We start from the raw sequence: 24,701 nt of genomic DNA, 5'->3' as shown, positions 1-24,701 counted from the left end.
GTACGACATCGGGACGTGCGGTTCTGCCGGGTGCGGGCCTGTCCGGCGTGGTTCCCCAGCTCCCGGAAGAGGCCGAACGCCCGCGTGAAGTGACGGCACCGAGAGTCCGGTCAGGGGGGCGACCGGTGATCAGCGGCAGACAGCCGGGCAGCAGACTTCGGTACGGGCCGACCTGCGCGTCCAGCGTGTCCGGCACACCGGCCGCGCGTACGCCAAGGGCCTCCAGGAGTCCGCGTACCGCCCGGTCGGGGGGGGTGTGCTGCGCCGCCGTACCGGTGTACGCGCGAGGTGGTGCCCAGGTGGCGGCTCTGTCCGTACTGACCGATCCGGACCACCGGTTGGAACGCCTCGCCGACCGGCGTGCTGTTCCGCTCAGTGGCACAGCGGGCGACAGACCCGGCCCGTGTCAGCAGGCTGTGCACTTCGGCCGGAGTGCCACACGCACCGCACCAGGTGCGCAGCGGCTCCCAGGGTCACGAAGGAGGGCACCATGGAGTCGTCAGCGACGCGTGACGAGAACGGCGAGCACGCCCGCACTCCCCGCGGCAACGTTCCACGCGACCGCCGTGTCGACCCCTTGGCCCTGCTGACCTCGGAGTTCGACGGCGTCCACGACGTGTGGCGCTCGGCCGCCGGCACGGTGTGCGTGGCCGGTCCCGAGACCGCCAGGGCGGTGATGGGCAACCGGCACGCCGCCGTCGCCGAGACGTCCGACTTCTACCGGACCCGGCACGGCGTCTTCGGACCGCGCGCCGCACAGATCCGGATCGGCCGCTCGGCACGGGCACTGATGCGCCGGCACCTCGACGCGCGGCGGGCGGAACTGCCCGGCCTGGTCGCCGAGCACCTCGCGCCGAGCAGCGTCTGGCCGGACGCCGGGAATCTTCTCGTCTTCCGGCACCTGCGGGACGCCCTGCTGCACCCGGAAGCGCCTGCCCAACTGCACGCCACCGTCGAGGAGATCGTCAACCGCTCGGTGCTGGCGGGCGCGCGAAGGCGCCACTCGCCGCCGTCCAGGCTGCTCTTCCGGCGCCGTGCGCTGAGCACGCTCCACGCCGAGATACGCGCCAGGCAACGCGACCAGCGGCAGTGCGCGGGCCCGGCCGAACCCCGGGACCTGCTCGACGTCGTACTGGACGGAAACGGCGACGGGACCGGGGACGGAAGCGGAGAGACGAACGGGGGCGGCGACCTCGCCGACCCGAGTGAACTCGCCGAGGTCTACCTGTCGTTCCTGTTCGCCTCCGTCGGTTCGATCGGCTTCGCGCTCGGCTGGTCGCTCCACCTCCTCGGCACGCACCCGGGCACCCCTGCCGCGGAACCGGGCTGGACCGTACGCGAGGCCCTGCGCCTATGGCCGGTGGCCTGGCTGTTCGCGCGTACGCCGAGCAGGGTGCAGGACCTCGGCGGGACGACGGTGACCCCGCGGGACCAACTCGCCGTCTGCACCTATCTGGTGCACCGGCACCCCGGGCACTGGGAGCGGCCGGACGAGTTCGTCCCGCAGCGCTGGGCGGCCGCCGCCCCGGACGCGGCCTACCTCCCGTTCGGGCTCGGACCGCACACGTGCGCGGGCGCGACCGTCACCATGCGGCTCCTCGAAGACCTCATCGGCCTCATCACCCGTGACTGGCACCTGTCGGTCACCTCAGACGGCGGCGGACCCCACGTGGGCCCGGCGCTGGCTCCGCCGCGCTTCACCGCGGTGCTGAGCTTCCGCGACGGCTGCCCCGGAGGGGGGTGAACCCGCATGCGCGCGCTGTATCTCAAGGCGAAGTCGGTCCTCAACATCCGAGGCCAGTACGAATACTTCTGGTACCTGTACCACCACATCTGACCGGCCCGACGCGGGGAGCCGACGACCGGTCGGCTCCCCGCCACCCCACGAGGGGAACGCACACGATGACCACCCCGCAGCACCCCGAGGACTTCCTGCGCTTCATGCGGATGCGCAGCGCGAAAGAGGACGGCATCTTCTGGGTCGACGACACGCGCCTCGGTGTGTTCGAACCGGAGGCGGCGCGCCGGGTCAGCGCCAAGAACTGGCACCGGTTCGTCATGCACGACCGTCTGATCGACATGGTGCGCCGGCGCCCGAGCGCCGAGGTGCGCTGGAGCCAGATCCGCTCCGCCTGGCTCACCCAACTGCACACGCTCGCCACGGCGGAGCATCACGGCCGCCTCATCGAGCGCATGGAACGGATCATCGACGCGCGGCTCGGCGACGATGTGGACCTGGTCATGCTCACCCAGGACGTGGCCCTGCGGTCCATGCTGCCCGTCGCCCTGTCGGGCCTCACCGCCGGGGAGGAGGACCTGGTCCGCCGGGACCTGGAGATGAAACTTCTGCGCCTGATATCTCCCGACCCGGGCAGCACCTGGTACCACCTCCGCTTCATCGCGGTCCAGTTGCGCTCCGGGCTCGTCGTCCGCCGTGTCCTGCGCCAGCGCGCCCGCGGGAAGCGGACCCGCGAGCTGGACCTCGCCGACCCGTTCGTCGACCTGCTGCCCCAACTCGGCATGGACCGCGCGCTGGACGTGGTGACCGCCGTCCTCACCGCCATCGGCGGCCCGCCCGGCACCGCCGCCGCGAGTCTGCTGTACGAGTTCGCCCGCCACCCCGAGTGGCAGAAGCAGCTCGCCGACGAACTGTGCGCCGTGGACCCGGTGGAGTTCCGTACGTCACCGACGAGCGCGGCCCCGGTGACCCACCGGTTCGTCAAGGAGGTGCTGCGCCTCTGGAGCCCTCCGCTGCTGCTGGTACGGCGGTCCAAGTTCGGTTTCGACCTGGGCGGTACGCGGCTGGATCCCGGCCAGTGGTACCTGCTGAGCCCGCACCTGATCCACCGCGACGAACGCGTCTGGAAGCAGCCCGACGTGTTCGACCCGGACCGCTTCCTGCCCGGTGCACCGCACGGCCCTGCGGACCGCACCTGCTACGTGCCGTTCGGCTGGGCACCCAAGAAGTGCGTCGGCGCGAACATCGGCACCGTCCAGCTGATGGCCCTGTGCCATCTGCTGTGCACCCGCTACCGCCTGACCGTCGACCGGCCGGAAAAACTCACGATGGCCCTCCGCTTCGCACCGGTGCCGGAGAACTTCCGCGGCAGCCTCGCCGTGCGCTAGCTGTCGCGCCGGGCGGTGACCAGCCAGGCGGAACTGCGCAACCGGACCGCGTCATGGTCCTCGTACGGACGGAGCGCGTCCACGAGGGCCTGGCGGGCCCGTTCCCGTACCTCCGCTTCGACCTGCTGGGTCAAATGGCGTCCGGGACCGGAGTCCAGCAGGAAGTCGGCCGTCGCTTCGGCATGCGGACCCCAGACGCCGCGCGTCTCCGCACGCTCCACGGTGATGTGTACGAATCCAGCCGCCGCCAGGACCGCCCGGACGCGTTCCGGATCGCTGAGGGAGAACATGCCGGGTCCGCCCGGCGTGCCGAGGTCCCCCATCGGCAGATGCGCGCGCAGCGATGCCATCGCCGTCAGCCACTCATTGCGCTCGGGGCCGGCACCGCAGACGAACGCCAGTCGCCCTTCGGCGCGCAGCGCACCCGCGATATTCGTGAACGCGGCAACAGGGTCGGCGAAGAACATCACTCCGTAGCGGCTGATGGCCACGTCGAAGGCACCGGGCTCGAACGGATGGACCTGGGCATCCGCCTGCTCGAACGCCACGTTGTCGAGCCCCTCCCGCTGCGCCGACTCCCGAGCACGGGCGAGCATCGGTGCCGACAGGTCAAGTCCCCGCGCCTGCCCGGCATGCGCCGTCCGTGCGGCGAGGCGCGTCGTGAACCCGGCCCCGCAGCCGATGTCCAGGACGCGGTCCCCTTCGGCGATCGAGGCAGCGGCGAACAGCGGGGCATTGAAACCGGCGTTGACGCTGTCCCAGCGGTCCTGGTGCGTGGCCCAGTACGTGCCCTCGTAACCGTTCCACGCCTGCTCCTGCTCTGAGTTGGCGATGCGTCGCATGGGTGCTCCCTGGTGTATCGGCGCGGCATTAGTATGGGCGCCTGCCCATCAACAGTATGGGCGGACGCCCATACTGGCAATGCCGTTACGGAGAGAGGGCCTATGTCACCGCGCGGGGTAGCGACTCCAGACGTCCGTGAGCTGCTGTTCAGCGCTGCGGAGCGGGTACTGGAGCGCGAGGGGCCGGGAGCCCTGACGAGCAGGGCGATCACCGGCGAGGCGGGCTGTGCCAAGGGCCTTCTGCACGCGCACTTCGCCGGGCTGGACGAATTCGTGGCCGAGCTGGTCCTCGACCGGTTCGCCCGCGCGGCGCTCCATGCCGAAGAGCTCCACGGGCGGGTCGGGCACGACACCGTGGCGGAGAATCTCCTCGCGGTCGCCCTCACCCTGCTGTCGTCGGCCGGCCCCACGGTCGCCGGGCTCGCGCTCACCCGCCCCGGGGCGTCCCTGCGCGTCCATGAGGCGCTGGAGGGCGGTGCGCCGGGCTTCGCCTCGATCCAGGAGGCGATCACCGGGTACCTGGACGCGGAACGACAGGGCGGACGGGTCGCGGAACATGCCGAGACGGGAGCCGTCGCACTGGCCCTGGTCGGGACGGTCCACCACCTGCTGATGACCAGCGGGCACGACAAGCAGGACGCACGGGAGCGGGCCGGGCAACTGGTCTCCGTCCTCGCGACCGCCCTACGGCCGTAGCCTCCGCGGGGAATCCCCGTGGCAGGTCTGCCGGACTCAGCGCAGGTGCACCGGAAGCGACTCGATGCCGTACACGATCGACAGTTTGCGGAAGGCCAGGTCCTGGGGCGGGACGGCGAGACGCAGCTGCGGGAACCTGCGCACCAGGGCCGGATAGGCGGACCGTAGTTCCATGCGCGCCAGTTCGGCGCCGATGCAGCGGTGGATTCCGTAACCGAAGGCGAGATGCCCGGTGGTGTCGCGGTGCGGGTCGAAGCGGCCGCCGTCCGCGGTGTACGAGGGGTCGCGGTTGGCGCCGCTCAGGGAGCACAGGACCATGTCCCCCTGGGGGATGACCTGCCCGGCTATCTCGATGTCCTGGCGGGCGAACCGGGGGAAGGCGATCTGCACCGCGGTGAGGTAGCGCAGTACTTCTTCGACAAAGGGGGCGGTCATCGCCTCTTCGGTCCGTATTCGCCCGAAGAGGTCCTGGTCCCGCAGCAGTACGAGCGAGCCCAGCGCGAGAGTGCTGGCGGTCGTCTCGAATCCGCCGGTGAGCACCCCGTCGGCGAGACCGGCGAGTTCCTCGTCGCCGACGCTGTCGCCGTGCTCGCGCACGATCATGCCGAGCAGGCCGTCTCCCGGCTCCGCACGCTGCTTCTTGACGACGTCCCGGAAGTAGGCGAGCGAGGCCGACATCGCGCCGAAGGGTGCGGTCGATCCGGCGGCGAGGTCGAAGCGGTCCATGGCCAGCTGCTGGAAGTCGTGGCGGTCCTCGTAGGGCACGCCGAGCAGTTCGCAGATCGTCAGGGAGGGGATCGGCAGCGCGAACTCCTGCACCAGGTCGACGGGGCCCTGCCGGGCGTCCATCGCGTCGAGGCGCTCCTCCACGATGGCCTCGATCCTGGGCGCCAGGCGCCGCAGCCTTCGCATCGTGAACTCGGGGGTGAGGATGCGCCGGAGCCTGGTGTGTACGGGAGGATCGCTGAAGCCCAGCCCTCCCGGGGCCTGTTCCGCAGTCACCCCGGCGTTCGCGGCGAGGTGGGCGAAGTCGGTGCTGAAGGCGTCCGCCGCGCCGAGGACCGCTCTCGACTCCTCGTAGCCCGTGACGACCCAGGCGTCCATGCCGAACGGCAGCGAGACCTTGGACACCGGCGCGTTCGCCCGCACCCTGGCCAGTCTGTCCACGGGGTCCATCCCGTCCCGGCGCATCAGCATCAGCAGATCCGCGGGCAGCAGTCTGATGGTGGAGGGGCCGAGTCCGCGCTGCTGGAGCCTGGACAGATAGGCGCGCCCGATCCGGGCGGTCATACGAGAACGGAACGTCGTCCTCAACGTGCACTCCAAGGGATGGACAGAAGGCGCGGAATCGCGGAACGGGCGAGTGCCGACGTGACGGACGGTGCGTGTGACTGCGTCCCGGGGCAGAACCCGGGAGACCGCCGACGCTACACAGTGCCCCGCGCGCACCCGTCCGCGCCCTCCACCAGGGCGATCTTCGATGGCCGGCATCGGCCGGGACCCCCGCGCGCGAGGCAGGCTCCGTGCAAAGCCAGTTGAGACAGCACTGCACACCTCTAGACACCCGATCTCTCCACCGAAAAGATGGCGAAATCTTCGCGAATGGCGATGCGGTCGTTGCCATTCCGCACAAAAGCACCGACCAATATGTCGAGAGGTCTCAACGTGCCCCAGGATTCCGCACCGCAGCGCCGGAGCGTCCTCAAGTTCAGCGGTGCACTCGCCATGGCACCGCTGCTCACTCAGGTGGCCGGCGGGGCCGGTGTGGGACAGGCCGTCGCCGCGGCTGCCGCGCCGACGGCCGTCCAGTGGCCGAAGTTGTCCCGCAAGGCGCTCAAGTACCCCGTCCCTGCCGTGGACTGGCAGTCGCAGGCCCTGCCGATCGGCAACGGCAGACTCGGCGCCATGCTCTTCGCCGACCCTGACGAGGAGCGCATCCAGTTCAACGAACAGAGCCTGTGGGGCGGCGTCAACAACTACGACAACGCCCTCGCGGGCAAGCCGGACGGCGATTTCGACACCAGCATGACCGGCTTCGGGGCGTACGGGACCTTCGGCGACCTCGTCGTCACCTTCGCCGCCCGCCCGAAGGTCACCGCTCCGGGGGGACCGTACGCCACCTCCGCGTCCGAGGGCGTCGACAAGACGTGCGACGGCGACCCCGGCACCAAGTGGTGCATCGTGGGCCCCGGTTCGAAGGTGCAGTGGCAGGTCGAGCTGCCCGACCCCGTCGCGGTCGGGACCTACCGGCTGACGAGCGCCAACGACGTGCCGGACCGCGACCCACAGCAGTGGACACTCTCCGGCTCCACCGACGGCACCACGTGGACCACGCTGGACAGCCGCTCCCTGGCGACGCCGTTCGAGAGCCGCCTCCAGACGAAGGAATTCACCTGCGCCGGCACCGCGGCCTACCGCTGGTTCCGGTTCGACTTCGTCCCGAAAGCGGGTGTCAGCCACTTCCAGGTGGGCGAGATCGGTCTGTCCGGTGTCGACCTGGGCGGGCGCGGTTCGATGTACCTGTCGTCGCCGAGCGGGCACTCCGAGGGGTCGGGTGCCGGGACCGGGTCCCGGGCCACGGACATATCGAGCTCGGTGGACCGTGATCCGGCCACGGTCTGGCGGGTCGGCGCCGGCGCGGCGAAGGTCGTATGGCAGTCCGATCTCCCCCGCCAGGCCGCCGTCACCTCGTACACGCTGACGGCAGCCCCGGACCGTCCGCAGGACGACCCACGGAGCTGGGTCCTCGAGGCGTCGCAGGACGGCAGCGCCTGGGTGACCCTCGACACGCAGAGCCCCGGGGCGCCCTTCGCGGGCCGCGGCGAGACCCGTACCTTTCAGCTCACCAACAGCGCGGCCTACCGCGCCTACCGGCTCTCCCTGACCCCGGGAGCGCCCTCGGCAGGCTTCCAGATCGCGGAGATCGCCCTCCAGGGCAAGGACTTCGACACACGCGCACAGCGCGCGGTCGTCGACTACCAGCGCACCCTCGACTTCGTCGAAGGCGTGCACGTCACCCGTTTCGGCGCGCCGGGCCGGCACGTCGTGCGGGAGGCCTTCGCCGGCCGGTCCGCCGACGTCATGGTTCTCCGGTACACATCGGACACCGCCCACGGCCTCTCCGGAGCGATCTCCCTGACGTCCGGACAGGCGGAGTCCCCGACGACCGCCGACGCCGGCGCCCGGCGGATCTCCTTCCACGGTGTGATGGGCAACGGCCTGAAGCACGCGTGCACCGTCCAGGCCGTGCACACGGACGGCGACTTCCGGACCGACGGGTCCGTGCTCCGCTTCAGCGGCTGCACGACTCTGACGCTGCTCCTCGACGCCCGTACGGACTACAAGCTGGACGCCGCCGCCGGATGGCGCGGGGCCGATCCGCAACCGCTCGTCGCCAAGTCGCTCGCCGCGGCGGCCGCCCGCACCTACGGCTCCCTGCGCGACGAGCACACCGCCGAGATGCGTGCCGTGATGAACCGCGTCGCCGTCGCCTGGGGCACGTCCTCCGACGCCGTCGTCGCCCTGCCGACCGATGCCCGGCTGGCGCGTTACGCGGCGGGCGGGCAGGACCCGACCCTCGAACAGACGATGTTCGACTTCAGCCGGTACCTGCTGGCCAGCTGCTCCCGCCCGAACGGCCTGCCCGCCAACCTCCAGGGCCTCTGGAACGACAGCAACCAACCGGCGTGGGCCTCCGACTACCACACCAACATCAATGTCCAGATGAACTACTGGGGGGCCGAGACGACGAATCTGTCGGAGTGCCATGAGGCACTCGTCGGGTTCATCCGGCAGGTGGCGGTGCCCAGCCGCGTGGCGACCCGCAACGCCTTCGGCCAGGACACGCGCGGCTGGACCGCCCGCACCAGCCAGAGCGTCTTCGGCGGGAACGCATGGGAATGGAACACCGTCGCGAGCGCCTGGTACGCGCAACACCTGTACGAGCACTGGGCGTTCACCCAGGACATGACGTATCTCCGTTCCGTCGCCTACCCGATGATCAAGGAGATCTGCGAGTTCTGGGAGGACCAGCTCAAGGAGCGCGCTGACGGACTACTGGTCTCGCCCGACGGCTGGTCGCCGGAGCACGGGCCGCGCGAGGACGGCGTCATGTACGACCAGCAGATCATCTGGGACCTGTTCCAGAACTACCTCGACTGCGAGGCGGCGCTCGGCACGGATCCCGCATATCGCGCCAAGGTCACCGACATGCAGGCGCGGCTGGCGCCGAACAGGATCGGCAAGTGGGGTCAGCTGCAGGAGTGGCAGGAGGATATCGACGACCCCGCCGACATCCACCGTCACACCTCGCACCTCTTCGCGGTCTATCCGGGCCGGCAGATCACCCCGCAGAAGCCGGACTTCGCGGCTGCGGCCCTCGTCTCGCTCAAGGCCCGTTGCGGCGAGAAGGAAGGTGTCCCCTTCACGGCCGCGACGGTCTCGGGCGACAGCCGCCGCTCGTGGACCTGGCCCTGGCGGGCGGCACTCTTCGCACGTCTCGGTGACGGGCATCGCGCCCAGATCATGCTGCGCGGGCTGCTGACGTACAACACGCTGCCCAACCTGTTCTGCAACCACCCGCCCTTCCAGATGGACGGCAACTTCGGCATCTCGGGCGCGGTGGCGGAGATGCTCCTGCAGAGCCACAACGGCGTCATCCAGCTGCTGCCCGCCCTGCCGGACGGCTGGAAGGCCGAGGGGTCCTTCACCGGGCTGCGCGCGCGTGGCGGTTACGAGGTCAACTGCGCGTGGCGGGACGGGAAGGTCACGTCGTACTCGATCGTGGCCGACCGGGTGAAGACGCGGAAGAAGGTCACCGTACGAGTGAACGGTGCCGACAGGAAGGTGAAGCCGGCCAAGTCCTGACGGCCGGGACGGCTCGCCGGGCGCGCCCTACTTGGGCGCGCCCTACTTGTTCGGGTCCCGGAAGCGGCCGAACGCCTTCGTGAGGGCGTTCAGCGGCGAGCCGTCCGCCCTGGTCTGCCCCGGTGCGGATGGCCGGGGCAGCCCCGTCGGACCACTGCCGCCGGTCGCCTCGGCCAGCGCGGCGTGCGCCGCCTCGGCCGCCTCGCGGTACCGGTCACGGGAGTTCGTCATGGCATCGAGCGCCTCGGCGTACTTGGCGACCATGCCCTGGGCGTGGACCAGCTCCTCGTCCGGGGTGAGCAGGTGCCAGCCCTGGCGCAGCCGCGTCAGGGCCCGCTCGGCGTCGGCCGGCAGCGGCCGGGGCAGCGCCGCGAACTCCTTGATCCTGTCGATGAGTTCGGCCGGTTCCGAGCCGTCCAGGAAGACGCTGCGCACGGTGAAACGATCCGCTTCGTAACCCGGGCCCTGCGGTGACGCGGGCAGGACGACGGCACCGCCGCGCGGCAGCCGTACGCTCAGCTCCTTCTTCAAAGCGAAATCGGCGATCTGCGCCTGCTCCGGCGTGCCCCGGTGCTCGACCACCCGGTGCCGCAGACTCGGCGGCAGAAACGCCGAGATCGGCTTCTGGCCCCTCGCGTCCGGCGTCATCGCCTCGTGCACGACGACATGGATGCACCAGCTCTGCCGGGCGCAGTCCCGCAGCCGGCGGCGCAGCTCGTCGTCGTCCTTCGGCAGGTGGTTCGTCGTCCGCAGACGGACGTCGGGCACCGTGTCGTGGTCCCAGGCGACCCGGTCGCTGTCCGGCCAGAACATGGTGGCGGGCGAGGGCCAGTGCGCGTCCCACGTCCGTACCGCCTCGGCCGCCAGGATCCAGGCGACGCCCTCGCCTTCCTTGCGGCGACTCTCGGGGTCGTACGTGGTGAGCTGTGCGCGCACCGTGATGTCGCCGCCCACCCGCCAGCGGGCCTCGAAGACACGGCGGGCCGCCGGACCGGGGTCGGCGGACTCGTCCAGGGGGTGCAGGACGGTGGAGCGGGCCGCCTCGACGGGGTCGAGATCCAGGAAGTCGTCGAGCACCCCGGCCGCCTTGAGGGCGATCAGATTACGTCTGACGTCCTGCTCGGGCTCGGGCCCGAAATGGCGCCCGCGCCCCAGCCACGCGGTGTCGGGGACGGTGGTCGATGAGGTGCTGTTCTTGGCCATGGACTCGTTCTGTGGGTTGTCGGGGCCCGACCAGTATGGCCCGACGCCCTGCCGGAAAGGCAGCGCCGGGTCCGATCAGCAGCCGCTTCCACCACAGCAGGAGGTGCCCTCGGCCTCGGCGGCCGGCAGGTGAGCGGCGGCGCCAGGAGTGGCGGCCGGCTTGCCTGCGCGGACGATGGCGGAGTGCATGCCGTCGGCGACGGCATGGGCCGGGGTGAGTTCGATGTCCGTGAATCCGGCCGCGGCCAGCCCTTCGCGGTACTCGGCGAAGGACAGTGCCCCCGCGATGCATCCGACGTGGTCGCCCCGCTCCGCGCGCTGGGCGGCAGTGAGCTCGTCGTCGGCGACGACGTCGGAGATGCCGATGCGTCCGCCGGGAGCCACGACACGGAACATCTCCGCGAAAACGGACGGCTTGTCGGTGGACAGGTTGATGACGCAGTTGGAGATCACGACGTCGATCGTGTTCGCGGGCAGCGGGATCGCCTCGATGGTGCCCTTGAGGAACTCGACGTTGGTGGCGCCGGCCTTCTTCTGGTTGGCCAGGGCGACCGTCAGCATCTCCTCGGTCATGTCCAGCCCGTACACCTTGCCGGCGGGACCGACGCGACGGGCGGAGAGCAGTACGTCGATGCCGCCGCCCGAGCCGAGATCCAGGACGCGCTCCCCTTCGCGCAGGTCGGCGACGGCGGTGGGGTTGCCGCAGCCGAGCGAGGCAGCGACGGCTTCCGCGGGCAGCGCTTCGCGCTCGTCGGCTGCGTACAGCGTGGATCCGAAGTTCGCGTCGACCGCGATCGCCTGCGGGCCGCAACAGGCGCTGCCCCCGCTGCAAGCATCGGCTCCACTGGAGCTTCGCACCCCCTCTTGGACCTGGACGGCGGCTGCGGCGTATCGCTCACGAACGGCCTCGCGCAGGTCAGCGGACTGATCACTCATGGTGTGCCTCCTGGATGGCAGGGCTCGACCGGGCTGTTTCGATGCATCTCGATGCAACCTTGCGCTCTGAATTGACGTTTGTCAATATAGAAACATGTCGAATCAAGAGCTTGTGGTGCTCGGCCAGGCGGACAAGGACCGGGCCACCGAGCCGGCCAAAGTGTTCAAGGCCCCTGCCGTCGTGGAAGCGGTGCACGAAGCAGCGCCTCGCGTGCAAGGTCGGGAGCGGCGTCCATGACCGTACGGGCCGCCCCGGCCTGCAACTCGCGGGCGATGCGGGCCCGTTCGCGCTCGGCGGCGCGGCGCAGATCCTCGACCCGCTCGCGCTCGAGTCCCGCCAGGATGGTGGGCACGTCCGGGGTACGGACCATGTTGAGCGCGAGGAGGGCCACCGGGATGCTCGCCAGGACGGGCACCCGGTAGGCGCTGTACGTGATCGCGGAGTACGCCGCGCCGAGGACGGTGTAGAGGATCACCCGCGCCTCGCTCCCCGGCGCCACGAGGCCCGCGGCGATCACGGTCCACATCACCCTCTCGCAGCCGTCCGGCCGCCGGTGCGTTGGTCACCGGCCCATGGTCACCACCCGCCCCACCCCGGGACATCCTCCCCAGGTCCGCCGTACCGCGATCACGTACATCAGCGGTCCACACCGCGAGGAGGACCCCTGGTAGCGCCAGGGAGACGTACCGAGGGGGACGTAGTGTTCGAGCAGGTCCTCGCGCGTCCCCGCCCCCTCGCCCGGAGGAGTACCCCATGGCTTCGCTGCCCCTGGAAGGCATCACCGTGGTCAGCCTGGAACAGGCGGTCGCCGCCCCCTTCGCCACCCGCCAGCTGGCCGACCTCGGCGCCAGGGTGATCAAGATCGAGCGCCCGGGACCGGGGGATTTCGCCCGGGGCTACGACGAGTCCGTACACGGCCAGTCGAGCTATTTCGTGTGGCTGAACCGGTCGAAGGAATCGCTCACTCTCGACATCAAGACACGGGGCGGCCGCGAGGTCCTGGAGAAGCTGCTCGGCAAGGCGGACGTCTTCGTACAGAATCTGGCGCCCGGCGCCGCGCGCCGACTGCACCTCGGCGCCGACGAGTTGGCCGCCAGGCACCCGTCGCTGATCGTCTGTGACATCTCGGGGTACGGCAACACCGGCCCGTGGGCGCACCGGAAGGCGTACGACCTGCTGGTGCAGTGCGAGACCGGCGTGGTCTCCCTCACCGGGTCGCCCGAGGAGGCCGCCAAGGTGGGGATCTCCATCGCCGACATCGCCGCCGGCATGTACGCGTACTCCGGGATACTGACCGCGCTGTACGAGCGGCAGGCGACCCGGCGGGCCCGCGCGGTCGAGGTCTCCCTCTTCGAGTCGCTCTCGGAGTGGATGGGCTCCCCGGCCTACTACACGGCGTATTCGGGCAACCAGCCGGCACGTGTCGGCGCCCAGCACGCCACCATCGCGCCCTACGGGCCGTACAGCGCTGCCGACAAAGTGACTGTCCTGCTCGCCATCCAGAACGAGCGCGAGTGGGCTTCGTTCTGCGACGTGTTCCTCGGTGACGCCTCGCTCGCCGCCGACCGGCGCTTCCACCGCAATTCGGCCCGGGTCGCGCACCGGGAAGAACTCAACGCGATCGTCTCCGCTCGCTTCGCCGAGCTGGACGCGGCCTCGGCGGTGGCGCTCCTCGACAGCGCGAAGGTCGCGAACTCACGGCTCAACTCGGTGTCCGAGTACTGGGACCACCCTGTCCTGTCGGGCCGCGACCGGTGGCGGGACGTCGTGACACCCGGCGGTTCCGTGAAGGCGCTGCTGCCGCCGGCGACGCTGAGCGGCGTGAGCCCGCGCATGGACCCGGTCCCCTGGGTCGGCGAGCATTCGGACTCGGTGCTGCGCGAGTTGGGGTACGAGGACGCCGCCATTTCCGGACTGCGTGCCGACGGCGCTGTCTGACCAGGATTTTGGCGCTGGTCCGGGTTCAGGGAGTGTCGATGTGCACGTTTGTCGACTTCACACGGGCGGTGACCGTGTCACCGACTTCGATGCCGAGCTCCTCGACGGACTCCCGCGTCACCAGCGAGACGATCCGGTGCGGCCCCGACTGAATCTCGACCTGCGCCACGACGTCGTCGAGCGTCACCCGGGTCACGATCCCGGCGAACGCGTTCCGTACGGAAGTGACCACGGCACCCTCAGGCAGCGGATGCATGCCCTCCGCCCGCTCCTTCGCGAACGCGGCCAGGCTCACCCCGTCGACCGCGCGGTTCCCCGGCCCTTCCCGGTCCATGCGCAGCCGTCCGGAGTCGGCCCACCTCCGGGCGGTCTCCGAACTCACGCCCAGCAGCTTCGCTGCCTGCCCAATGCTGTACGACGCCACAGACCGCACCTTAAGCGCGCGGCGCCGCGGCGGGCGACCAGGGCTGCCGTGTCCGTCCCGCGCCGAGTCGCCCAACTCTTCCTCGATCCTGATGAGTTGGTTGTACTTCGCGGTGCGGTCGGAGCGGGACAGCGAACCGGTCTTGATCTGGCCGCAGCCCGTCGCCACGGCCAGGTCCGCGATCGTGGTGTCCTCCGTCTCGCCGGAACGGTGCGACATGACGACCGTCCAGCCTGCCCGGTGCGCGGTCGCGACCGTGGCGAGCGCCTCGGTCAGGGTGCCGATCTGGTTGACCTTGACCAGGACGGAGTTGCCGACCCCGGTGCGGATACCCTCGCGCAGCAGTTCCTCGTTGGTGCAGAACACGTCGTCGCCGGTGAGCTGGCAGCGGTCACCGACGCGGGCGGTCAGCTCGCGCCAGCCATCGAGGTCGTCCTCGGCCATCGGGTCCTCGACGGAGACGATCGGATATGCGTCGATCAGCTTGGCGAGATAGTCGACCTGCTCGGTGGGTGTACGGCGCACACCCTCGCCCTCGTACACATACGTACCGTCCCGGAAGAACTCCGACGATGCCGGGTCCATGATCAGGCCGATGTCCGCGCCGGGCCGGTATCCGGCACGCTCGACGGCCGCCATGACGAAGTCGAGTGCCTCCTCGGCGGTACGCAGCGCGGGCGCGAAGCCGCCTTCGTCACCGACGCCCGTGGAGTGCCCAGCGGACAGCAGGTCGCGACGGAGCGTGTGGAAGATCTCGGACCCCATGCGGACCGCTTCCGCGAAGGTCTCGGCACCCACCGGCGCGATCATGAACTCCTGGAAGTCCAGCGGATTGTCGGCGTGAGCGCCGCCGTTGACGATGTTCATCATCGGCAGTGGGAGGAGCCGGGCGTCGGCGCCGCCGAGGTAGCGGTAGAGCGGCTGGCGGTGAGCGGCCGCGGCGGCCTTCGCGGCGGCGAGGGAGACGCCGAGGAGCGCGTTGGCGCCGAGGCGGGACTTGTCGGACGTGCCGTCGAGCGCGACGAGCGCGGCATCGAGACCCGCCTGATCGTCGGCGTCGCGCCCCACGACCGCTGCCGCGATCTCGCCGTTGACGTGGGCGACCGCACGATCGACACCCTTGCCGTGCCAGCGGCCGGGCTCGCCGTCGCGCAGCTCTACGGCTTCCCGGGCACCGGTGGAGGCGCCTGAGGGGACCGCGGCGCGGCCGAGGGAGCCGTCGGCGAGGAGGACATCGGCCTCGACAGTGGGATTGCCCCGGCTGTCGAGGACCCTGCGGGCGGTGACGGACTGAATGGCAGTGAACCCAACCGAGCTGGTGGCCATGGGAGTTCCTTCGCGTTGCTGCATGCCGCGGCCCTGCTGCGACAACGCTGGCGCGCGCCGCGACAGAATCGACTCTACAGCAATGCTGTTCAGTTCCGCTGTTCAGTTCTGCTGTTCAGCATTGCTGCTCACCTCTGCTGCGCAGGTCAGCTGCGCAGCGAGAGTGCCCAGTCCCGCCGGCAACCGCGGGTTAAAGTGCCGTATGCCCACCCCGGAACCCGCCGCCGTCGCCGCCGAACTGCGTACCGCGATGGGCAAGCTCTCACGGCGCGTGAAGCACGAGGACCGGATCCCGCTCGGCCAGGTCGCCGTCCTCGGCACTCTCGACCGCGACGGCGCCATGACCACCAGCGATCTCGCCGCGGATCAGCGCGTACGCCCGCAGTCCATGGCCCGCGCGGTCGGGCTGCTCATGGAACAGGGCCTGATCTCCCGCCGGGCGCACCCCACGGACGGCCGCAAGTCCCTGGTCGAGCTCTCCGACGCGGGGCGGGCCGCGCTCGAAGCGGAGCGCGGGCGCAGGGTCGGCTGGCTCGCGCAGGCCATCGAGGCCGAACTCACCGGCGAGGAGCGCGAGACGCTGGCACGCACCGCCGCACTGATGGAGCGGCTGGCCGCCCGCTAGCGGACGGTGGCGAGAGAGATCTCGGTCGACTTGATCAGCGCGACGACCGAGGAGCCGGAGGCGAGCTTCAGGTCGGCGACGGCGTCCTTGGTGATGGCGGCGGTCAGTTCGCCGCCCTCGACGGCGACCTTCACGGAGGCCATGGCGCCACCGGTGGCGACGTCGGTGACCGTGCCGGGGATCTGGTTACGGATGGAAACGCCCTCGACCGGGCCGGTAGCGAGGGAGACCTCGGTGGACTTCACGAGGGCCTTGACCTCGGAGCCCTCGGCGAGGCCGAGCTCCTTGACGGCCTCCAGGGTGATCGCGGCGGTGACGTTCTGGCCGCCGGCAAGACGAACCTTGACGGTGGCCATGACCTCACCCGTAGTGACTGCGGTGACGGTGCCGGCGATCTGATTGCGGATGCTCAGACTCATGAAAATACGCCTCACAGAGAAGTTGATGCGGTGGCGTCAGGCTGCGGACCTGCGGTACTTCACACGCTAATGCCGCGAAACGGACGCGGCGCGCAGCACATCGCATCCGCAGGCCCGGCGCGCCGTTCCGCCTGGCATTCGCACTCCGCCGAGGCGTCTATCCGAAGGTGAAGGCGTAGCCCTGGATACCCGGGGTGAGACGGAGTTCGAGTTTCGCTTCACCCGGGTCGGCGTTGTCGACCAGGGAGTAGAGGGACGGCGTGCCGTGCACCTGCAGGGTCTTCGTCTCCTTGCCGTTGACGAGGACCGTGACCGACCCCTCGCCCGCCAGGACCAGGTTGACGTTCTTGGCCCGATAGGTGAACGCCAGCCGGGCATCCCTGCCCGCGGTGAAGTGGTCGTATCCGGCGGTCCACGTACCGTCCAGGGAGAGCGAGTTGAGGGGGATGTCGGCCGGGAAGCGGTAGACAGTCGCCTTGTCGTCGACGATCGGGGTGCCGACGTAGTTCCGTATGCGGAGGTTGCTGAGATAGGTCTCCGGGGTGCGGCCCGCGGTCAGGTCGTCGGCCTTCTGGCCCGTCTTGGGCGGCAGTTGGACCTGAGGGTCGGCCTGCTTCAGGAGCGTACGGATGAAATCTTCGGTCTTGTCGTACTGCCCTTCACCGAACTTGAAGTACCGCACCGTTCCCTTGTCGTCGATGAGGTACTTGGCGGGCCAGTACCGGTTGCGGTAGTTGTCCCAGGTGGTCAGGTCGTTGTCGAGGGCGACCGGGTAGCTCACACCGAGCTTCTTCGCCTGGTCGGCCACGTTGCCCGCGTTCTTCTCGAAGGGGAACTCGGGCGAGTGCACGCCGATCACTTCGAGCCCGTACGCCTTGTACGCCGCGTTCCACGCCTCGATGTGCGGAAGGCTGCGCTGGCAGTTGATGCAGGAGTACGTCCAGAAGTCGATCAGCACGACCTTCCCGCGCTGCTTCGCCAGGTCGACGGGCGCGCCGCCCGGGGTGTTGAGCCACTTGGCGATGCCGTCGATGGCGGGGGCCTGCCCGCAGGAACGGAGCTCGTCGGCACCGTCCTCGCAGCGGGAGAGTTCCTTGTTGGAGTTGTTGTACAGACCGGACAGCTTCTGCCGGGCGGTGTCGCTGTCCTCGATCTTCTTCTGGGCAGCAGAGGTGTAGTCGGGCAGGGCCCGCTGGATGGTGTCCGTGACGTTGAAGGCCAGCGCGAAGGCCAGGACGACCATCAGCACACCGGCGGCGATGCGCAGCTTGCGAGCCCGGGTACGAAAGGCCGCCACGCGCTCGGCGACACGCCTCCCGGCCAGGGCGAAGACCAGCAGCGGGACGGCCGTGCCGACCGCGAAGGACACGGTCAGGGTGACGATGTCGGCGCTGATCTGCCCGCGCGCCCCGGCCACCGTGATGGCGGCCAGCACGGGCCCCGCGCACGGTACGTACAGCAGTCCGAGCCCGAGGCCCAGCACGAAGGCGCTGCCCTCCTTGTTGACCTGCCGCTGCGGGATCCGCGCGAACGGCTTCTCCAGCAGCCGCTCGACCGGCGGGAAGATCAGCCCGAGACCGATCAGCACCAGCAGGGCCAGGCCCACGTACCGCAGGATGTCCTGCGGCAGGCCGAGCGCCGACAGCAGCGTCACCCCCAGCAGGGTGAAGAAGCTGAAACTGAGGACCAGCCCAGCCACCACGGCGTACGGACGGCGATTGCGCGCGGGAGTGGGCTCCGCCGGCGCCGCGGTCTCGGTTCCCGGGCCTCCGGCGAGGAAGACGACCGGCAGAACGGGCAGGATGCACGGCGATACAGCGGTTATCAGCCCTCCGAGAAGACCGATCAAGATCAACGTGAGCATGGCGAACGCCCTCCGGTCGGGAGACCGGTGCGCCCGTTCTCCATGACTGTGATTCGGAGGGCCTCGCCTGCCAGATTGGTCTTATTAGACATTCGGGGATATTTCCGGCCCCGAACGAGGTGAACAGGAGACCAGGGCGTGTTGCTAAAGCCTTGCTGCACGCGGCGTGAGCGCCCGGAAGACTGCGGCGACGTCTGAATCCGCCCCGCACAGCCGGGAGACGCCGATCAGGTCTGGCCCTTGGCCCGCGACTTCGCGACGTTGTTCGCTCCAGGACGCGGATCGTTCGACGTGACACGGCAGAGGCTCGGAGAGGCGCCCGGCGCGCTGGTCGCCCAAGGCTGACCGAAACTCGTTGCCCGCGCGCACCACGAAGCGTCTACTGGTCAGAAGGGATCGGTGAACGAGATCGGCTTGCCGGTGACGTGGGCGTATGCGATCTCCCTGCTCGTGGACTCGCCGATATACCCGCCTGGGTTGACGACAAGAACCCGGTCTGCCAGGTCGATCTTGCGCAGGTGGAGGGCGTCCAGCGCGGTCTTCTGCTCGTTGGTGATCAACTCGTCTGCTTCGTGATCCTCGGCGCGCAGGAAGACGCCTGGCGCGACGACGATGACACCTGCGAAGGTCAGATCACGGTTCGCCGCGCTCATCTCGTCCACGAACCGGGTGGAGCCGCAGATACAGACAATCTCAGGTCGGTCGGGCACGGCTCAGTCCTTCAGGTCGAACGGGAAACCGTCAGTGTGCACGTAGCCATCACAGAGGGGCATACGAGCCAACCGTTTACGCAGCGAGATGGACACCACGCGGCTGCACCGTCGGAGGCGGGAGGTGCGGCCCGTGCTGGGAATGACGCTGCTCGACGCCGAAGTCCGGGGTGCACCCGGCTCACCAGCTTCCCTCAGCAACACGGCCTAGGCGTCCCGGCACTGGTCCCGGACCTCGGGGCACTCCTGGAAGCCCGCCGACCGGTAGGTGGCGACGGCGCCGACATTGGAACTCGGGGTGCAGACGAGCGCGCTCGACGAGCCCAGCTCCTGGAGTGCGGCCGCCGCCGCGACACAGATCGCCTCGCCGTAGCCATGACGGCGATGCTCCCGGTGCACGCCCATCGGTTCGAGCAACCCGGGCCTGCCCGGACCGGCGGACCACACCGTCACCACCGCCACCGCATGACCCTGGTCGTCGTACGCGACCAGACCCCGGGCATCGGCGTACGGCAGTCCGGCCGCCATCGCATGCCAGCGCTCGTCCGTGGCCGTCGACCCTTCGAACGCTGCCCGATGTACGGAGACGAACGTGTGCGCCTGCTCCGGCCCGACGACCTCGATGCGCACACCCGGGTCCTTCACCGGCTGCGTAAGGTCGCGGCGCAGGGGCGTCCACGGCTCATCGGTGTTCCAGCCGTCCTCGGACAGGAGATCTTGGACCAGTGCGTCCATCGGCGCCTCGATGTTGGCCTTCCCCTCGGGCAGTACGCCGCGCTCCGGGTCGGTCACGTCCTCCACCAACTGCCGCGCAAGCTCCTCGTCCCGCCGAACGTCCGGCGCGATGGTCATCCGCAACAACCCGGGACCGTCCAGCAGCCCGACGCCGAGAATCCGTCCGTCCCGGCTCCACGTCCGGACCGACGCGGCGGTCCCTTCCGCGCCTGCCCGCCAGAACCAGCCCAGGTCCCCCGGATGCAGTTGCATCGGCGCCCCCTCGTACTGCCACTCCCGCAGCACGCCCACAGCCTCGCTCAGCCCGTCGACTCCCGGCTTGCGCAACTCAATCGCCATGCCCCGATGACACACCATGGCACCGGCAGTCCGCACCTGGTTTCCGACCGGTGCCGAAGGGACACGGCCACGCTCACGCACGGCATGGGCGGGGTGAGCTCGGAAACGCAGTGGCGAGGCGGGTGAGCCATCGTCGACGCTCCGACGATGCCGTGCGGAAGCGGGCAGCACTGGCCCACGCGGACCTGGGGATCAGGGACGCGGTCGAGCCCTTGTGGCGCGTACCGCGCCTGTGCGGAGCGGGCGACGCCGCCTGCGACCCGGCCCTGCCCCCATTGACGGACCCACTGCACACTGCGACGGGAACGTTCAGTGCCGCGTGGCCGGCGCCCTGGCCGGAACTGGTCGAATCAGCCCGTGACCGGGCACCGCTCGAAGCCACCGAAGCTCACGCAGACGAGAGCTCACGCACCATGGCAAGAATCGCATCCGCGTCCGCGAAGGTCAGCTCCTCAACGAACCAACCCTCCTGGTGTTCCTGCCACGAGCGTCAGCGCGATCGAGGTGAGCACCGCTGGATATTTCGCGGCCACCCCTAGGACGATCTTGATCAACCCAGGAAGCTCAGTCGAACCTGACGGTTGGCATTGGAGATGTTCGTGTCGACCAGACAGACCGACTGCCAGGTACCCAACTCCAGCCGCCCGCTGATCACCGGCAGGGTCGCGTGCGGCGGTACGAGCGCCGGCAGGACGTGGTCCCTGCCGTGGCCCGGCGTGCCGTGGCGGTGCTGCCAGCGGTCGTCGGCGGGGAGCAGGGTGCGGAGGGCGGCGAGCAGGTCGTCGTCGCTGCCCGCGCCCGTCTCCAGGACAGCGATCCCGGCCGTCGCATGCGGCACGAAGACGTTGAGCAGGCCGTCACGGCCCGCCGCCGCCTCGCGCAGGAACTGCTCGCAGTCGTGGGTCAGATCGGTCACGGTCTCGGTCCGGCCGGTGGCGATGTGCAGGACGCGGGTGGTGAAGGTGTCGGACATGCGGCTCATTCTCGCGCGGCCCTGCGCTAGTCCAGAGGACGAGACGCCATTGACCGCGTCCGGGCCGCTCGCTACGTTCGGCGCCATGTTGCGTTCAGTGCTGCTCACCACGCGCGGTCATATCGACCTGCTGCGGGTGGCCTCTGCCGCGTGTTGTCGCCGCGGGTTCTGACGCCTTTCTTCCCCCTTCTTCTTTCTCTCTTTTCTTTCCCCCTGTCTTCCCTCTACGGAAGAGGCTTCGCCATGTCCGTGCATCTGCACTGGTTCCTGCCCACCGGCGGTGACGGCCGCACGCTGGTCGACCGTCACGCGTACACCGACGGAGGGATCACGCGTTCGCAGATCACTCCGGCCAGCGGGGTGCGCGCTCCCGACATCGAGTATCTGGCCCAAATAGCCAAAGCCGCCGAGCAGTTGGGCTTCGAAGCGGTGCTCACTCCGACCGGGACCTGGTGCGAGGACGCCTGGCTGACGACCGTCGCGCTGGCTCAGCACACCGAGCGGCTGAAGTTCCTGGTGGCGTTCCGGCCGGGGGTCATCTCGCCCGTGCTCGCCGCGCAGATGGCGGCCACGTACCAGCGGATCACGCGCGGGCGGCTGCTGCTCAACGTGGTGACGGGCGGGGACGCGACCGAGCAACGGCGGTTCGGGGACCACCTCGACCACGACCGGCGTTATGCGCGTACGGCCGAGTTCCTGTCGGTGGTGCGCGGCGCCTGGGGCGGGAAGCCGTACGACTTCGACGGCGAGCACTACCAGGTGGAGGGCGGGCTCACCCCGCTCCCGCCGGATCCGCTGCCGGAGATCTTCTTCGGGGGCTCGTCGGCGGCGGCCGGGCCGGTCGCCGCCGCGCACGCGGACGTGTATCTGACGTGGGGCGAGCCGCCCGCCCAGGTGAAGGAGAAGATCGACTGGATCCGGGGGCTCGCGGAGGAGCGGGGGCGGACCGTCCGGTTCGGCATCCGTATCCACACCATCTCGCGGGACTCGGCGCGCGAGGCCTGGGCGACCGCGGACCGGCTCCTCGGCGATCTCGACACCGAGACGATCGCGGCCGCCCAGGCGGCGCTCGGCAAGAGCGAGTCCGTGGGGCAGCAGCGGATGCTGGCGCTGCACGGCGGGACGCGCGACAAGCTGGAGATCGCGCCGAACCTGTGGGCGGGCGTGGGGCTGGTGCGCGGCGGTGCCGGAACCGCGCTGGTGGGGAGCCATGGCGACGTCGCCGACCGGATCGAGGAGTACCACGCGCTCGGCGTCGAGCACTTCGTGCTCTCGGGCTATCCGCACCTGGAGGAGGCGTACTGGTTCGGGGAGGGCGTACGGCCCGAGCTGGCGGCCCGCGGGCTGCTCCCGGGCAGCTGAGCCGCCCGTACGGGAAGATCCAGGACCCCGAAGCTGTTGGTAGAACCGTGAACAGCTTTGGGGTGCGGGCCATCGAAATGGCCGTGGTCGTGATCGGCGCCGGGCAGGCGGGCCTGTCAGGCGCCTACCATCTGCGGCGCGCGGGCCTGGAGCCCGACCGCGATTTCATCGTGCTCGACCATGCGCCGCGGCCCGGGGGCGCCTGGCAGTTCCGCTGGCCCTCGCTGACGTACGGCAAGGTCCACGGGATGCACGCACTGCCCGGGATGGAGCTGACGGGCGCGGACGGGCGCCGCCCCTCCTCCGAGGTGATCGGGGAGTACTTCAGCGCGTACGAGGAAGCCTTCGATCTGCGCGTGCACCGGCCGGTGGAGGTGGCCGCCGTGCGCGAGGGGGAAGGCGGGCGGCTGCTCGTCGAGACCTCCGAGGGCGGGTATGCGGCGCGTGCGCTGATCAACGCCACGGGGACGTGGGACCGGCCCTTCTGGCCACGCTATCCGGGCCAGGAGACCTTCCTGGGGCGGCAGTTGCACACCGCCGGCTACCCGGGACCCGAGGCGTTCGCCGGGCTGCGCGTGGTCGTGGTGGGCGGTGGTGCCTCCGGGACCCAGCATCTGATGGAGATCGCCGAGTACGCGGCCGGGACCGCCTGGGTCACCCGCAGGCCGCCCGTCTTCCGCGAGGGGCCTTTCAGCGAGGACGCGGGGCGGGCCGCCGTCGCGATGGTGGAGGAGCGGGTACGGCGCGGGCTGCCGCCGCAGAGCGTGGTGTCCGTGACCGGGCTGCCCGTCAATGACGCCGTTCGCCGCGCCCGCGAGCAGGGCGTCCTGGACCGGCTGCCGATGTTCGACCGCATCACCCCGCACGGGGTGGCCTGGGACGACGGGCGCACGGTCGAGGCGGACGTCATCCTGTGGGCCACCGGCTTCCGCCCCGCGATCGACCATCTGGCGCCGCTCAAGCTGCGCGAGCCGGGTGGCGGCATCCGGGTCGAGGGGACGGCAGCCGTCCGGGACGAGCGGATCCATCTGGTGGGTTACGGGCCTTCGGCGTCCACGATCGGCGCCAACCGGGCGGGGCGGGCCGCGGTGCACGACATCCGGCGGCTGCTCGGCAAGCGTGCGCCCGCGCTCGTCTGACGCCCCTCGCCCGACGCCCCTCGTCCGGCGCCCCTCGTCCGGCGCCGTCAGCTCCTCGCGCTCTTCTGGTTCCTGTTGAACTCCTGGACGTTCTTCTGCTGCTCGCTGTAGCTGTCGGTGAACCGCGTGTCCCCCGGTGCGACCGTGACGAAGTACAGCCAGTTCCCCGGCGTCGGGTTGATGGCCGCATTCATCGCGTCCTGCCCGGGGTTGCCGATCGGGGTAGGCGGAAGTCCCTTGCGCTCATAGGTGTTGAACGGGCTGTCGATCTTGGTGTCACCGGTGGTGGTGTCCAGGGTGGAGCGGTTCAGCGCGTAGTTGAGGGTCGAGTCCATCTGCAGCGGCATGCCCTGCGCGAGCCGGTTGTAGATGACCCGGGAGACCTTCCCCATGTCCGCGGTGGTGTCCGCCTCGGCCTGCACGATCGAGGCGATGGTGACGGTCTGATAGACCGTCACATCGTTGCGCCGCGCCCCTTGGGTGATGTGGTCGGCTCCGAAGTGCCGGTTGGCCGTGTTGACCATGTACGTGAGCAGACCGGCCGGGGTCGTCTGCGCGTCGATCGGATAGGTCGCCGGGAAGAGATAACCCTCGGGATTGCCCCTGGCCTCCGACGGCAGTTTCAGACTCGCCGCCCCCGCGGCCTTCTCCGTGGTGCCGGGTGCCACACCCAGGGACTTGTCCGACGCCGCGTACACCTGGACGGCGCGCCAGCCCTCGGGGATGACGAGAGGCGGCTTCTGCCCGCTGTCGCCCCCGCCGATCAGAAGGACTGCCAGCACGGCGACGGCGGCGGCCACGACGACTCCCGTCACCGCAAGAAGGATCAGTCGTCCGCGGCGCGTGATGCGGAGCTTGTCGTTCGGCATGCGGGCAACTTATCCCGCCATACCGCCCGATTACGCGAGCCTGGCGTCCCGGCAGGGCCAGGGGGAACGAACGAACACGGGATCGGGTGTTCGCTGGAACGTGTGATCGTTCCAGAATCCATTGCCCAACACCCCTGCTGCGCATGATGCTTACGGTGTGCAAGCGACGGGCTGCAGACCGTGATTGCGCAGTCCCACTGATGAATCATGCTCAAGGAGAAGGCACCACCATGAACTTCCTCACCAACCTGCTTGCCGGCATCGTCCACTTCGTGGGTTGGCTCGTCTGACCGTAGTCCCGACCGGCG

Annotated in this window: 21 protein-coding genes and 1 pseudogene; 9 read left to right on the top strand and 13 right to left on the bottom strand. The window is 69.9% G+C overall.

Features of this window, described 5'->3' with window-relative positions:
- The first annotated feature begins 490 nt into the window (after positions 1-490).
- The 3 genes from J0695_RS05110 (at position 491) to J0695_RS05105 (ending at position 3,126) form a co-directional block, all read left to right on the top strand.
- Complete coding sequence (locus J0695_RS05110) at positions 491-1,744, top strand: cytochrome P450 (RefSeq protein WP_206960560.1); 1,254 nt, start codon at positions 491-493, stop codon at positions 1,742-1,744.
- A gap of 6 nt (positions 1,745-1,750) precedes the next feature.
- Positions 1,751-1,837, top strand: a complete 87-nt coding sequence (locus tag J0695_RS46350; RefSeq protein WP_461696010.1) for a hyalucidin A family RiPP precursor — start codon at positions 1,751-1,753, stop codon at positions 1,835-1,837.
- Positions 1,838-1,902: 65 nt separating this feature from the next.
- Entirely contained in the window at positions 1,903-3,126 is a 1,224-nt protein-coding gene (locus J0695_RS05105) for a cytochrome P450 (RefSeq protein ID WP_206960558.1), read from the top strand.
- Here the strand turns inward: J0695_RS05105 and J0695_RS05100 are convergent.
- A complete protein-coding gene (locus tag J0695_RS05100; protein WP_206960555.1) occupies positions 3,123-3,968 on the bottom strand; it encodes a class I SAM-dependent methyltransferase in 846 nt (281 codons plus the stop codon). The genes J0695_RS05105 and J0695_RS05100 overlap by 4 nt on opposite strands.
- 102 nt (positions 3,969-4,070) lie before the next feature.
- On the opposite strand from J0695_RS05100, the gene J0695_RS05095 reads away from it, so the two are divergent.
- On the top strand, positions 4,071-4,664 hold the full coding sequence (locus J0695_RS05095; RefSeq protein WP_206960553.1) for a TetR/AcrR family transcriptional regulator: 594 nt from the start codon (positions 4,071-4,073) through the stop codon (positions 4,662-4,664).
- 36 nt (positions 4,665-4,700) lie between these two features.
- Here J0695_RS05095 and J0695_RS05090 read toward each other — a convergent pair whose 3' ends face one another.
- Entirely contained in the window at positions 4,701-5,954 is a 1,254-nt protein-coding gene (locus J0695_RS05090) for a cytochrome P450 (protein ID WP_206960551.1), read from the bottom strand.
- A gap of 375 nt (positions 5,955-6,329) precedes the next feature.
- Between J0695_RS05090 and J0695_RS05085 the strand changes: the two genes are divergently transcribed.
- On the top strand, positions 6,330-9,530 hold the full coding sequence (locus J0695_RS05085; protein WP_206960550.1) for a glycosyl hydrolase family 95 catalytic domain-containing protein: 3,201 nt from the start codon (positions 6,330-6,332) through the stop codon (positions 9,528-9,530).
- 42 nt (positions 9,531-9,572) lie between these two features.
- On the opposite strand, the gene J0695_RS05080 is transcribed toward J0695_RS05085, so the two are convergent.
- From J0695_RS05080 to J0695_RS05070, 3 genes are all read right to left on the bottom strand, one after another.
- A complete protein-coding gene (locus tag J0695_RS05080; RefSeq protein ID WP_206960549.1) occupies positions 9,573-10,733 on the bottom strand; it encodes a hypothetical protein in 1,161 nt (386 codons plus the stop codon).
- 75 nt (positions 10,734-10,808) lie between these two features.
- Positions 10,809-11,669, bottom strand: coding sequence for an arsenite methyltransferase (gene arsM, locus J0695_RS05075; protein WP_206960548.1), 861 nt, complete (start codon positions 11,667-11,669; stop codon positions 10,809-10,811).
- Positions 11,670-11,833: 164 nt separating this feature from the next.
- Complete coding sequence (locus J0695_RS05070) at positions 11,834-12,196, bottom strand: hypothetical protein (protein WP_206960547.1); 363 nt, start codon at positions 12,194-12,196, stop codon at positions 11,834-11,836.
- Between the two features lie 227 nt (positions 12,197-12,423).
- Here J0695_RS05070 and J0695_RS05065 point away from each other — a divergent pair, with 227 nt between their 5' ends.
- Entirely contained in the window at positions 12,424-13,608 is a 1,185-nt protein-coding gene (locus J0695_RS05065) for a CaiB/BaiF CoA transferase family protein (protein ID WP_206960546.1), read from the top strand.
- A 25-nt stretch (positions 13,609-13,633) separates the two neighbouring features.
- Here J0695_RS05065 and J0695_RS43690 read toward each other — a convergent pair whose 3' ends face one another.
- Both J0695_RS43690 and eno read right to left on the bottom strand, forming a co-directional pair.
- Positions 13,634-14,032 (bottom strand): TOBE domain-containing protein, encoded by a 399-nt coding sequence (locus J0695_RS43690; RefSeq protein WP_307798428.1) that lies wholly within the window; start codon positions 14,030-14,032, stop codon positions 13,634-13,636.
- A gap of 45 nt (positions 14,033-14,077) precedes the next feature.
- Positions 14,078-15,358 (bottom strand): annotated as a pseudogene (eno, locus tag J0695_RS05060) (phosphopyruvate hydratase); the annotation flags it as partial.
- Positions 15,359-15,560: 202 nt separating this feature from the next.
- On the opposite strand from eno, the gene J0695_RS05055 reads away from it, so the two are divergent.
- Positions 15,561-15,983: a MarR family winged helix-turn-helix transcriptional regulator gene (locus tag J0695_RS05055; RefSeq protein ID WP_206960544.1), complete on the top strand. Its 423-nt coding sequence runs from the start codon at positions 15,561-15,563 to the stop codon at positions 15,981-15,983.
- On the opposite strand, the gene J0695_RS05050 is transcribed toward J0695_RS05055, so the two are convergent.
- From J0695_RS05050 to J0695_RS05030, 5 genes are all read right to left on the bottom strand, one after another.
- On the bottom strand, positions 15,980-16,402 hold the full coding sequence (locus J0695_RS05050) for a TOBE domain-containing protein (RefSeq protein WP_206960541.1): 423 nt from the start codon (positions 16,400-16,402) through the stop codon (positions 15,980-15,982). The two genes, J0695_RS05055 and J0695_RS05050, sit on opposite strands and share 4 nt — an antisense overlap.
- Positions 16,403-16,559: 157 nt before the next feature.
- Positions 16,560-18,266: a cytochrome c biogenesis protein DipZ gene (locus J0695_RS05045; protein ID WP_206960540.1), complete on the bottom strand. Its 1,707-nt coding sequence runs from the start codon at positions 18,264-18,266 to the stop codon at positions 16,560-16,562.
- Positions 18,267-18,652: 386 nt separating this feature from the next.
- Positions 18,653-18,976, bottom strand: coding sequence for a hypothetical protein (locus J0695_RS05040; protein WP_206960538.1), 324 nt, complete (start codon positions 18,974-18,976; stop codon positions 18,653-18,655).
- Positions 18,977-19,183: 207 nt separating this feature from the next.
- Positions 19,184-20,050, bottom strand: a complete 867-nt coding sequence (locus J0695_RS05035) for a GNAT family N-acetyltransferase (protein ID WP_206960537.1) — start codon at positions 20,048-20,050, stop codon at positions 19,184-19,186.
- Between the two features lie 550 nt (positions 20,051-20,600).
- Complete coding sequence (locus tag J0695_RS05030) at positions 20,601-21,023, bottom strand: secondary thiamine-phosphate synthase enzyme YjbQ (protein ID WP_206960536.1); 423 nt, start codon at positions 21,021-21,023, stop codon at positions 20,601-20,603.
- A 243-nt stretch (positions 21,024-21,266) separates the two neighbouring features.
- On the opposite strand from J0695_RS05030, the gene J0695_RS05025 reads away from it, so the two are divergent.
- Both J0695_RS05025 and J0695_RS05020 read left to right on the top strand, forming a co-directional pair.
- Positions 21,267-22,385 carry an LLM class flavin-dependent oxidoreductase gene (locus J0695_RS05025; RefSeq protein ID WP_206960535.1) on the top strand — a complete coding sequence of 373 codons (1,119 nt, stop codon included), beginning with the start codon at positions 21,267-21,269 and terminating at the stop codon, positions 22,383-22,385.
- A 77-nt stretch (positions 22,386-22,462) separates the two neighbouring features.
- The gene (locus tag J0695_RS05020; RefSeq protein WP_206960598.1) at positions 22,463-23,524 is read left to right on the top strand and encodes an NAD(P)-binding domain-containing protein; all 1,062 of its coding nucleotides are present in this window, start codon (positions 22,463-22,465) and stop codon (positions 23,522-23,524) included.
- A 47-nt stretch (positions 23,525-23,571) separates the two neighbouring features.
- Here J0695_RS05020 and mltG read toward each other — a convergent pair whose 3' ends face one another.
- Positions 23,572-24,393 carry an endolytic transglycosylase MltG gene (gene mltG, locus J0695_RS05015; protein WP_206960534.1) on the bottom strand — a complete coding sequence of 274 codons (822 nt, stop codon included), beginning with the start codon at positions 24,391-24,393 and terminating at the stop codon, positions 23,572-23,574.
- Positions 24,394-24,701 lie beyond the last annotated feature (308 nt).

Source organism: Streptomyces beijiangensis, assembly GCF_017315755.1.
In the GTDB taxonomy this organism is placed as follows: Bacteria; Actinomycetota; Actinomycetes; order Streptomycetales; family Streptomycetaceae; genus Streptomyces; species Streptomyces beijiangensis.
This window is presented reverse-complemented; position numbering and strand designations above follow the sequence as displayed.

Excerpts from the sequence above, each read along its gene's own strand:
- J0695_RS05095 (WP_206960553.1), top strand. The coding sequence starts at position 4,071 with ATGTCACCGCGCGGGGTAGCGACTCCAGACGTCCGTGAGCTGCTGTTC.
- J0695_RS05045 (WP_206960540.1), bottom strand. The coding sequence starts at position 18,266 with ATGCTCACGTTGATCTTGATCGGTCTTCTCGGAGGGCTGATAACCGCT.
- J0695_RS05025 (WP_206960535.1), top strand. The coding sequence starts at position 21,267 with ATGTCCGTGCATCTGCACTGGTTCCTGCCCACCGGCGGTGACGGCCGC.
- J0695_RS05090 (WP_206960551.1), bottom strand. The coding sequence starts at position 5,954 with ATGACCGCCCGGATCGGGCGCGCCTATCTGTCCAGGCTCCAGCAGCGC.
- J0695_RS05105 (WP_206960558.1), top strand. The coding sequence starts at position 1,903 with ATGACCACCCCGCAGCACCCCGAGGACTTCCTGCGCTTCATGCGGATG.
- mltG (WP_206960534.1), bottom strand. The coding sequence starts at position 24,393 with ATGCCGAACGACAAGCTCCGCATCACGCGCCGCGGACGACTGATCCTT.
- J0695_RS05070 (WP_206960547.1), bottom strand. The coding sequence starts at position 12,196 with ATGTGGACCGTGATCGCCGCGGGCCTCGTGGCGCCGGGGAGCGAGGCG.
- J0695_RS05050 (WP_206960541.1), bottom strand. The coding sequence starts at position 16,402 with ATGAGTCTGAGCATCCGCAATCAGATCGCCGGCACCGTCACCGCAGTC.
- J0695_RS05035 (WP_206960537.1), bottom strand. The coding sequence starts at position 20,050 with ATGGCGATTGAGTTGCGCAAGCCGGGAGTCGACGGGCTGAGCGAGGCT.
- J0695_RS46350 (WP_461696010.1), top strand. The coding sequence starts at position 1,751 with ATGCGCGCGCTGTATCTCAAGGCGAAGTCGGTCCTCAACATCCGAGGC.
- J0695_RS05100 (WP_206960555.1), bottom strand. The coding sequence starts at position 3,968 with ATGCGACGCATCGCCAACTCAGAGCAGGAGCAGGCGTGGAACGGTTAC.
- J0695_RS05020 (WP_206960598.1), top strand. The coding sequence starts at position 22,463 with ATGGCCGTGGTCGTGATCGGCGCCGGGCAGGCGGGCCTGTCAGGCGCC.
- J0695_RS05080 (WP_206960549.1), bottom strand. The coding sequence starts at position 10,733 with ATGGCCAAGAACAGCACCTCATCGACCACCGTCCCCGACACCGCGTGG.
- J0695_RS05065 (WP_206960546.1), top strand. The coding sequence starts at position 12,424 with ATGGCTTCGCTGCCCCTGGAAGGCATCACCGTGGTCAGCCTGGAACAG.
- arsM (WP_206960548.1), bottom strand. The coding sequence starts at position 11,669 with ATGAGTGATCAGTCCGCTGACCTGCGCGAGGCCGTTCGTGAGCGATAC.
- J0695_RS05055 (WP_206960544.1), top strand. The coding sequence starts at position 15,561 with ATGCCCACCCCGGAACCCGCCGCCGTCGCCGCCGAACTGCGTACCGCG.
- J0695_RS05030 (WP_206960536.1), bottom strand. The coding sequence starts at position 21,023 with ATGTCCGACACCTTCACCACCCGCGTCCTGCACATCGCCACCGGCCGG.
- J0695_RS05110 (WP_206960560.1), top strand. The coding sequence starts at position 491 with ATGGAGTCGTCAGCGACGCGTGACGAGAACGGCGAGCACGCCCGCACT.